The 9,642-nt window shown below is 67.7% G+C and carries 8 protein-coding genes; 3 read left to right on the forward strand and 5 right to left on the reverse strand.

The features are described 5' to 3' along the window. Positions 1-97 precede the first annotated feature (97 nt). A complete protein-coding gene (locus IU452_RS03755; protein ID WP_195107409.1) occupies positions 98-1,324 on the forward strand; it encodes a TetR/AcrR family transcriptional regulator in 1,227 nt (408 codons plus the stop codon). An 8-nt stretch (positions 1,325-1,332) separates the two neighbouring features. Here IU452_RS03755 and IU452_RS03760 read toward each other — a convergent pair whose 3' ends face one another. From IU452_RS03760 to IU452_RS03770, 3 genes are read right to left on the reverse strand one after another with little or no spacing between them, the layout of a single operon-like run. After that, on the reverse strand, positions 1,333-2,196 hold the full coding sequence (locus IU452_RS03760; protein WP_195107410.1) for an ABC transporter permease: 864 nt from the start codon (positions 2,194-2,196) through the stop codon (positions 1,333-1,335). After that, complete coding sequence (locus IU452_RS03765) at positions 2,193-2,960, reverse strand: ABC transporter permease (protein ID WP_195107514.1); 768 nt, start codon at positions 2,958-2,960, stop codon at positions 2,193-2,195. The genes IU452_RS03760 and IU452_RS03765 overlap by 4 nt, the downstream gene beginning before the upstream one ends. Positions 2,961-3,001: 41 nt before the next feature. Then, a complete protein-coding gene (locus tag IU452_RS03770; RefSeq protein WP_195107515.1) occupies positions 3,002-4,012 on the reverse strand; it encodes an ATP-binding cassette domain-containing protein in 1,011 nt (336 codons plus the stop codon). Positions 4,013-4,495: 483 nt separating this feature from the next. On the opposite strand from IU452_RS03770, the gene IU452_RS03775 reads away from it, so the two are divergent. After that, complete coding sequence (locus tag IU452_RS03775; protein ID WP_195107411.1) at positions 4,496-6,094, forward strand: aldehyde dehydrogenase family protein; 1,599 nt, start codon at positions 4,496-4,498, stop codon at positions 6,092-6,094. 39 nt (positions 6,095-6,133) lie between these two features. After that, positions 6,134-7,000, forward strand: a complete 867-nt coding sequence (locus IU452_RS03780; RefSeq protein ID WP_195107412.1) for a polysaccharide deacetylase family protein — start codon at positions 6,134-6,136, stop codon at positions 6,998-7,000. Positions 7,001-7,095: 95 nt separating this feature from the next. Here IU452_RS03780 and IU452_RS03785 read toward each other — a convergent pair whose 3' ends face one another. After that, on the reverse strand, positions 7,096-8,346 hold the full coding sequence (locus IU452_RS03785; RefSeq protein ID WP_195107413.1) for an Nramp family divalent metal transporter: 1,251 nt from the start codon (positions 8,344-8,346) through the stop codon (positions 7,096-7,098). Between the two features lie 244 nt (positions 8,347-8,590). Then, the gene (locus tag IU452_RS03790) at positions 8,591-9,619 is read right to left on the reverse strand and encodes an alpha/beta hydrolase (RefSeq protein ID WP_195107414.1); all 1,029 of its coding nucleotides are present in this window, start codon (positions 9,617-9,619) and stop codon (positions 8,591-8,593) included. Between the last annotated feature and the right edge of the window lie 23 nt (positions 9,620-9,642).

Consider the following 9,642-nt stretch of genomic DNA (forward strand, 5'->3'; position numbering starts at 1 on the left):
AACGCAAGAATGATGGTTAACTTTGCGAATTGTGGTTAACTTAGGTTGACTGGTCCGGCGCTGTCAACAAGGGCAGCCCGGGGAGAAGGAGAGGCGTATGGTCGCGGACCGCAGCGAGGCCGGTCTCGCTCCCGCGCGCGAACGCCGCCAACCGACCCAGCGACGGCCGAAGAACCGGAAGGCGCAGATCGTGCGGGTGGCGGCCCGTGCGTTCAGTGAGCGTGGCTATCACCCGGTGGGCGTCGACGAGATCGCGGCCGAGGTCGGAATCTCCGGTCCAGCCCTCTATCGGCATTTCACCAATAAGTACGCCCTGCTGGTCGCGACCGCCGAGCACGGCGCCCAGCAGCTGCTCGATGTGGCGCACGCCGCCGACGATCCGGAACTCGATCCCGAATCGCGACTCACCGCGCTGATCCGCGCCCTGGCCGAACACACCATCGAGGTGCGCCGCGAGGGCGGGCTGTACCGGTGGGAGCGCCGCTATCTGGAACCCGACGACCGGGCCCGCATCCGGGTGATCTACGCGGGGCTGCACGAGACGGTCGAGCAGGCCATCGCCGCGCTGCGCCCCGAGCTGTCCGACGAGGACGTGCAGTTGCTGGCCACCGGCATGCTCGGCGCGATCGGCAGTATCACCGCGCACCGGACCGCCCTGGCCACCGGACGGCTGACGGATCTGCTGCAGGAGATCTGCTGGTCGATCCTGTACACCGACCTTCCGCCCGCCCCCACGCTGCCGCCGGCGGAGTCACCGGTGCGCGGGCTGCCGCTGAGTTCGAAACGCGAACAGCTGCTCACCGAGGCGATCCGGATCTTCGGGCGGCAGGGCTACCACGAGGCCAGTATCGAGGAGATCGGCGCCGCGGTAGGCATCAATGCCTCCAGCGTCTACCGCTACTTCACCAGTAAGTCGGATCTGCTGGCCGCGGCCTTCCACCGCACCGGCGAACGGGTGGCAATCGCCAATGCCGAGGCGTTGTCGGAGGCGACCAGCCGGGCCGATGCGGCGCTGCGCATTGCCGCCCGCTTCGCCCGGCTGACCTTCGCGATGCCGGAGATCCTGCCGGTCTACTTCGCCGAATTCTCGAATCTGCCTGCCGCCGAACAACAGAAGCTGCGCTCCATCCAACGGCAGAACGTGCTGGAGTGGGCCCATCTGCTCGACGACGACCCGGCCGAGGCCCGCTTCCGCGTGCACGCGGCCATCGCCCAGGTCGTCGACGCGGGCCGCCGCATGCGCTTCGACTCGCGCCCGGAGAGCCTGGCCCGCGTGCAAGCGTTGATGCGGGCGGCGCTGTTGGGGAGCGGGACCGACGGATAGGCCGTTGGTCAGGCGCCGGTTTCGGCGGCGCGACGGTAGCCGCGGACGGCCGGGTAGGCGAAGATCACGATGAAGCCGATGATCCAGGCGAGGGTTTTCAGCAGGGGTGTGGCGACCGGGCCGTCGTAGCACAGGCCGCGCATGGCGTCGATGGCCGTGCTCATCGGCTGGTTCTGGACGGTCTTCTGCAGCCAGGACGGATAGGCGAACACCGGGGCGAATCCGGAGTTGAAGAACATCAGCAGGGTGTTGATGATGCCAATGATGTTCACCAGCATCACGCCTTCGGAGATCGTGGCCAGGGCCGTCACCAGCACCGCGAAACCGACCCCGAACAGCACCGGGATGCCGATCATCGCCAGCGACGCCAGCGGGCCGTTCCAGAAGCGGAAGCCGATGCACACTCCGACCGCGATCACGAACAGCGTGGTGACCAACACTCGGATCGCCTCGGCCATCAGGCGGCCGGTCAACCCCGCGGCGCGGTGGATCGGCATGGTCCAGAACCGGCCCAGCAGGCCGGTGTACTTCTCGGTCTTGAAGCCGAGCGCGCTGACCACCGCGCCGGACATCGCGGCCACCAAGGTGATCATCGGAACCGTGCCGTAGACCGCGGGCTCCCCGGTGAAGCGGCCGATCGAATCGCCCAGCACCACACGGAACATCAGCAGCGTCAGTGCCGGATAGATCAACGTCTGAATGGTGGTCGCGGGATCGCGCGCCCACACCAGCAGCAGCCTCTTGCACTGAATCAGGCTGTGCCGCATCCATGTCGACAGCGCCCGCTCCGACTGCGGCGCGACGACCGGCAGCGGCGCACTCCACCGTGCGGCCGCATCGGCCCGTTCGATCGCCTCCACGCTGCTGCTCATGACCGCCTCACACTCGCCCAGATCGCCAGCGGCACAAAGCACACCGCCAGCCCGCCCAGCCACACCAGCGGCACCCACAGCACATGCCAGCTCACCCCGCTCGCCGCCATATCGCGCATGGCGAAGGAGAACTGCGAGATCGGCTGGTTGCGCACGAACGGCCGAATCCACTGCGGGAAGCCGCCTTCGGGCACGAACCCGCACGACAGCATGCCGAATATCAGCGTCGGCAGCGTCAATGCCTGACTCAGCGACTCCGGACTCTTGGTCAGGCAGCCGAGCGCATCGGCCCCGATCGCCAGCACCGTGCCGACCGCGAGCGAGAACGCACAGAACAGCACCGCCTGCCCGAATCCCGCGACGAACCGGAAACCGATCAGATAGCCGAACAGGATCGCGGCGGTCAGCGACGTCACCGACCGCACCAGACCGGCGGAGATCCGCGAGACCAGCGGCACCAGGCTCCCGATCGGCATGGTCTGCATCCGGGTGTTGAGTCCGGTCATGGATTCGAAGGCGGCGATCTGCGCATTCGACATCATCGTGAACGACATGGTCTGCAGCACGATGATCGGCATGACGAACTGCGCATAGTCGATGCCGCTGAACTTCATCACGAATCGCAGCGGCAGGTAGAAGCCGAGAGTGAACACCAGCGGGGTGATCACCGCGACGATCAGCTCGCCCTTGGTGGCCATGGTGTGGACGATGCGGCCGGTCAGCGCCCGCCACTGGGCGAAGCTCGACAGGCGCGCGGTCGGCATCTCGGCGAACAGCCGGGCCCGGGTGTCGAGGGTGGGAGCACTCACTGATGGCCGCCCGAATGGCCGGTGATCGACAGGAACACATCGTCGAGCGAGGGGCGGCGCAGCGCGATATCGGCCAGGTCGACCGAGGCCGCGTCCAAGCGCCGCAGCGCCTCGGCCAGGGTGGCCGCGCCGTCGGGAGCCGGGATCGACACCCGGTCGGACCCGTCCAGATCCTTGCGCACGGTGTCGGGCACCAGATCGCCGAGCGCGTCGACCGCCCGGCGCAGCTGGGTCGGATCCAGCGGCACCACCTCGCAGTAGCTGCCGCCCGTCTTCTCCTTGAGTTCGTCGGCGGTGCCCTCGGCGATCACCGTGCCCTTATCGATCACGATGATGTTGTCGCTGAGGACGTCGGCCTCCTCGAGATACTGCGTGGTCAGCAGCACCGTGATGCCCTGCTCCTTGAGCGCGGACACCAGATCCCACACACCCTGGCGGCTGCGCGGATCCAGGCCGGTGGTCGGCTCGTCGAGGAAGACCACCTCCGGCCGCACCACCAGCCCGCAGGCGATGTCGACGCGGCGGCGCATACCGCCGGAATAGTGCCGCACCGCGCGCTTACCGGCGCTGACCAGGTCGAATTCCTCCAGCAGCAGGTCCGCGCGGCGACGGGCGGCCCGTTTGGACAGGCCCATCAACCGGCCGAACAGCTCCAGGTTCTCCCGGCCGGACAGATTCTCGTCCAGGGCAGCGTACTGGCCGGTCATCATGATCGAACGCCGCACGCCCGCCGGATCCTTCACCACGTCGTGCCCGGCGACCACGGCCGTGCCCGCATCCGGGCGCAGCAGGGTGGACAGGATCTTCACGGTGGTGGTCTTACCGGCGCCGTTCGGACCGAGAATGCCCAGGACCGAGGCGCGTTCGGCGGTGAAACTGATGCCCTGCAGCGCGTGGACGTCGCCGAAGGATTTGCGGACCTCCGACACCAGCACGGCGGGTTCGGCGGTACTCGAACCGCTCGCGCCCGGCGCGGTGTGCGATTCTGCGTTGTCCAAGCTCGGCATCAACTCTCCACTATCGGCCGGGGTGGCGACCGGATTGTCCGGGCCGCCTGTGCGCACGTCCCGGTTGGTGATCCCTTCCACCCCGCCCGATGTTACTGGGAGTGTTTATTGCGTCGGCTTCGCCGCCGCGGGTTTATGGCACCTCGAGGTTGTTGGTGGTCGGCCCCGCACCGGCATGCGATCACCATCGTTCCCCGGCGCGCCATCACCATCGTTCCCCGGCGCGCTTTTGGCCGGGGCCGTACCCAATCGAGGGGCCGAATAGTTGTGTCGTTACTCACATTTCGACGGACCGGGCGGTCCGAGTCGAGATCGTTGCTGGTCCCGACGCAGACCGGGCGGTTCGGTGAGGTTAGGCGTTCCTTGTCCGCGCGGTGGGACCGCCCATAGTCTGGCGGACAGGGGAACTGACACGCACTCACCTGTCTGCGGCAGCCGTGACCAAACCAGTTGCCGAGGCATTCGCCAGCGAGAGGGTGACCAATGGCCGAGTCCGCCCGCGGTGTGACCGACGGGCCCGAAGGCGGCAGCCCGCGCAACCACGAAGGGCCCCGGGAGCGCCGCCGATCGACACAGCCGCGCACGGTGGCGCATCCGGGTGGATCGGGCCGCTCGAAGGTGCTGACGTCGTACGACCCGAGGACCGGGGAGGCCGTCGGGGACTACGCGATCATGGGCACCGGCGAGCTGACCCGCACCGTGCGCGCCGCGCGCGCGGCCGAGAAATGGTGGGCGGCAATCGGATTCGCCAGCCGTCGGCGCTGGCTGCTGGACTGGAAGCGCAGCATCGCCCGCAACGCCTCGGAGCTGGTGGAGATCGTCTGCTCCGAAACCGGTAAGCCGCAGGTGGATGCCGCCATCGAGGTGATGCTGGCGGTGGAGAATCTGGACTGGGCCGCCCGCAATGCCGAAGGGGCGCTGGGGCGTCGGCGCCTGGGCTCCACCTGGCTCACCCGCAATCAGCGCGCCTCGGTGGGCTATCTGCCGCTGGGCGTCGTGGGTGTGCTGGGGCCCTGGAACAATCCGGTGTTCACGCCGATGGGGTCGATCGCCTACGCCATGGCCGCCGGGAACGCCGTCGTGTTCAAACCGAGCGAGCTCACCCCGGGCGTCGGGGTGTGGCTGGCCGAGAGCTGGAGCAGGCTGGCGCCGAATCAGCCGGTGCTGCAGGTGGTTACCGGTGACACCAGCACCGGTGCGGCGCTGTGTCGCGCCCGGGTCGACAAGGTCGCCTACGCCGGATCGGAGTCCGGCGCCCGCGAAGTCATCTCGCTGTGCGCACAGACCATGACGCCGGTGGTGGTGGAACGCTCCGGTAAGGGCGCGATGGTGGTGCAGGTCGACGCCAAGCTCGACGACGCCGCCGAGGCCGCGGTCTTCGGTGCCATGTCCAATGCGGGCCAGAGCGCGGCCGGGATCCAGCGCGCCTACGTCGCCGAGTCGGTGTACGAGCCGTTCCTGGAACGTGTTGTGGCCCAGGCCCGGCGGCTGCGGCCGGGCGGGGACCGCAAGGCCTCCTACGGTCCGATGATCCTGGAATCCCAGGTGGATGTGGTCCGCCGGCAGGTCAAGGACGCGATCGCCCGCGGTGGCCGGGCGGTGGTCGGCGGTCTGGATTCGATCCGCGAGCCGTACATCGAGCCGATCGTGCTCGCCGAGGTTCCGGAGGAGAGCCTGGCGGTCACCGGGGAGGCGGTCGGTCCGGTGCTGATCGTGAATCGGGTGGCGACCGTGGACGAGGCCGTGGATCGCATCAACGCGGCCGAGCACGGCCTGGCGGTGGCGGTGTTCACCCGCGATGTGCGGACCGTCCCCGAACTGGCCGAACGCATCAGAACCGGTGTGGTGACCATCAATTCGTCGATGGCCTACGCCGGTATCCCGTCGCTGCCGTTCGGCGGGGTCGGCGAATACGGGCAGGGCCACACCCACGGCGAGGCGGGCCTGCGGGAATTCAGCCGCACCCTGGCCATCGCCCACAAGCGTTACCGAGCCCCGGTGAACCTGTCCACCTTCGACCGCCACCCCCGCCATTTGCGCTTGGCCAAGGCCATCTTCCGGATGCGCCACGGGCGAGTGTGATTGAACCTGACATCGGTGTCAGGGTGCAGCATGGTGGGCATGAGCAAGGACCTGACGCTTTTCGACTACAGCCCGATCACCGAACGCGAGCCGATCCGCTGGCCTGACGGCAAGCGGGTCGCGTTCTATGTCGGGCTCAATATCGAGCACTTCTACGTCGATCTGCCCGGCACGGCCACCTATGAGGGCACCACCTCACTGGTGCCGGATTCACTCAATTACGGCTGGCGCGACTACGGGCCGCGCGTGGGTATCTGGCGGCAGATCCAGGTGCTCGACAAGTACGGCATTCGCGCCAGTGCCCTGCTGAATTCGGATGTGGGCGAACGGTATCCGCAGATCATCGCGGCCGGGAAGGAACGCGACTGGGCCTGGCTGGCGCACGGGAGCAGCAACAGCCATCTGCACAGCGGTCTGTCGGTGGACGAGGAGCGTGCGGTCTTGCGCGACATCGTGACCACGATCGAGAAGACCACCGGGCGGCGGCCGCGCGGCTGGATGGGCCCGGCGCTGACCGAAACCTTCCACACTCCGGAACTGCTGGCCGAGCTGGGCCTGAGCTATGTGCTCGACTGGACCAACGACGACCAGCCCTACCGCTTGAATGTGCCCGGCATGCTGAGCGTCCCGTATTCGGTGGAGCTCAACGACATCGGCATCTTCGTGTCCAAGGGCCTGACCGGACCGGACTTCGTGCAGATGGTCAAGGATCAGCTCGATCAGCTCTACGAGGATTCCGCCGACAGCGGGCGGGTGATGGCGCTGGCCCTGCATCCGTTCGTGACCGGCCAGGCCTTCCGGCATCGCTACCTGGACGAGGCCATGAACTACGTCGCCAACCACCCGGGGGTGTGGCTGACGACGAGCGATGAGATCGCCGAGCACTATGTCGGAATGACGGCATGACCGTCATCCGGCGTGCTTTCCGCCGGGACGAGCGAGGCGGTGAGCCCTGGCCCGACGCGGGGGCTCACCGCCTCGGCGGCCAGTGACGGCGCGGCTCAGTTGCCGCCACCGGTGACTGTGAGGTAGATCAGCAGCAGGTTCAGGGCCGAGATGATGGCGGCGATCAGCCAGGCCAGCGCGGTCGTGGTGCGGCGGTTGACATCGGCGCCCATCAGGGTGCGGTCACTGGTGAAGCGCACCAACGGAATCAGCGCCAGCGGGATGCCGAACGACAGCACCACCTGGGACACGATCAGCGCGCGCGTCGGGTCGATGCCCACCGCCAGGATGACCAGCGCCGGAATCAGGGTGACCAGGCGGCGCAGCAGCAGCGGAATGCTCCGGCTCAGCAGGCCTTCCATGATCATGGCACCGGCGTGCGCACCGACCGAGGTGGAGGCCAGGCCGGAGGCGAGCAGGCCGACCGCCAGCAGGAGCGCCGCGCCCGGGCCCAGCGCGTCCCGGACCCCGGCGTGTGCGCCCTCGATGGAGTCGATATCGCGCCCGACCAAGGTGTGCGCCGCCATCAGCAGCATCGACAGATTCACCGCACCGGCGATCACCATCGCGAGCCCGACGTCGATCCGGGTGATGCGCAGCAGCGTGCTGCGTGCCGTTCCGGGTTCGGGATGCCCGTGCCGGTCTCGTGCCAGTCCCGAATGCAGATAGATCGCATGCGGCATCACCGTCGCGCCGATCATGGCCGCCGCCAGCAGCACACTCTCGGTGCCGTCGAAGCGCGGCGCCAGACCGCCCAGCGTGCCCGACACCGACGGCGGTGAGATCACCACGCTGGCCATGAAACCGATCGCGATCACCGCCAGGAATCCGATGATGACCCGTTCGAACGGCTTCTGCCCGCGCCGGTTCTGCACGGTCAGCAACGCCATCGAGACGATGCCCGTGATGACGCCGCCGACCAGCAGCGGCAGATCGAACAGCAGGTTCAGCGCGATCGCACCGCCGACCACCTCGGCCAGATCGGTCGCCATGGCCACCAACTCGGCCTGCGCCCAGTAGGCCAGGCGCACCGGACGGCTCGCGCGATCACGCACCACCTGCGGCAGCGTGCGCCCGGTGACCAACCCCAGCTTCGCCGACAGGAACTGCACCAGCGCGGCCATCGCATTGGCCATCACGATCACCCACACCAGCAGGTAGCCGTACTGCGCACCCGCACTGATGTTGGAGGCGACGTTCCCCGGATCGACATAGGCAATGGCCGCCACGAAGGCGGGCCCGAGCAGCATCGCGGCCCCCCGCGCTCTCCGAAACGACGAACGGGGAAGTGCCACGGTGGTGCTCATGGCGATATTTTACGGGTACCCGAACTTTTTGTTGAGAGGGACCGTGAAAGTGTGATCTCTTCAACGCGCGGTTCCGTGCGAGGTGCGGATACAGCACTGCCCCGGCCGCTGACGCGACCGGGGCAGTGAATCGAGACCTTAAGTCCCCCATGGTGGTTGCCCGCACGGCGGCATCTTCACTTGCCCGCCGGGCAATACTTCTCATTCCCTGTCCAGGCGCGTCAGCGCCTGGACAGGGTCTCGCTTACAGGCCCAGGCCGCGGGCGAGGACGGGCCAGGAGTTCATGAAGTCGTCTCGCCAGTAGCCCCAGGAGTGGGTGCCGGCGTTGCGGAAGTTGTAGGTGGCGGGGATGCCGAGGGAGTTCAGCTTGTTCTGCAGGTTGTGGGTGCAGAAGTTGGTGCCGGCCTCGATGACGCCGCCGATCACGATCTGGTTGCCCAGGCCGTAGGAACCGGGCAGGGCGTACTTGCCGTCGAGGGTGTCGTACTGGCCGGGCAGGCCGTTGCCGGAGGAGATGTAGAGGTCCACGCCGCGCAGCTTCTCGGCGTTGACGTACGGATCGTTCTCCGCCCACGCCGGGTTGTCGTCGTCGCCGTACATGTTGGTGACGTCGCCGCCGCCCCACACGTTGACGGTCAGCTTCACGAATTCCCGGCCGACCGGATCACTGGTCTGCGCGCAGCCGGAGTAGGCGGCGGCCGCCTTGTAGAGGCCGGGCTTGGCGATCGGCAGGTTCAGCACGGTGGTGCCCGAGGTGGACAGGCCCGCGATGGCGTTCACGCCGTTGGTGCCCAGGGCGCCGTCGACCAGCGGCGGCAGTTCCTCGGTGAAGAAGGTCTTCCACTTGTTGCGGCCCAGGACCGGATCGTCCTTCAGCCAGTCGGTGTAGTAGCTCCACTTGCCGCCGATCACCTGCACGACGTTGACGTTCTTGTCGCCGAGGAAGCCGTTGACGATATCGGTCTTCTTCACCCACGAGGCGTCGTCCTCGCCGCCACCCGCGCCGTTGAGCAGATACAGGACCGGGCGCGGCACCGAGGCGTCGGCCGGGCGCTGCACGTCGACCGGGAAGGTCTCGTTCATCGCCGCCGAGTACACGTACAGCCGGATGTTGCGGTCGTCCTTGTAGGTCGCCTTGGTGATGTAGGACCCGTCGGGCGCCTTCGGGTCGGCCAGCAGACTCTTCGACGCGATGATCGGGTCGTCCGCCGAGGCGGTGGTTGCGCCGACTCCTGCGACGACGCCGGCGAGAACGCCTGTTGCCGCGAGCACCGCCGCAGCCCTGAGACCCCTAC

The organism is Nocardia transvalensis (genome assembly GCF_015477765.1).
GTDB classification, from domain to species: domain Bacteria; phylum Actinomycetota; class Actinomycetes; order Mycobacteriales; family Mycobacteriaceae; genus Nocardia; species Nocardia transvalensis_A.

Coding starts and splice junctions, on each gene's coding strand:
- IU452_RS03755 (WP_195107409.1), top strand. CDS start 98: ATGGTCGCGGACCGCAGCGAGGCCGGTCTCGCTCCCGCGCGCGAACGC.
- IU452_RS03760 (WP_195107410.1), bottom strand. CDS start 2,196: ATGAGCAGCAGCGTGGAGGCGATCGAACGGGCCGATGCGGCCGCACGG.
- IU452_RS03765 (WP_195107514.1), bottom strand. CDS start 2,960: ATGCCGACCGCGCGCCTGTCGAGCTTCGCCCAGTGGCGGGCGCTGACC.
- IU452_RS03770 (WP_195107515.1), bottom strand. CDS start 4,012: ATGCCGAGCTTGGACAACGCAGAATCGCACACCGCGCCGGGCGCGAGC.
- IU452_RS03775 (WP_195107411.1), top strand. CDS start 4,496: ATGGCCGAGTCCGCCCGCGGTGTGACCGACGGGCCCGAAGGCGGCAGC.
- IU452_RS03780 (WP_195107412.1), top strand. CDS start 6,134: ATGAGCAAGGACCTGACGCTTTTCGACTACAGCCCGATCACCGAACGC.
- IU452_RS03785 (WP_195107413.1), bottom strand. CDS start 8,346: ATGAGCACCACCGTGGCACTTCCCCGTTCGTCGTTTCGGAGAGCGCGG.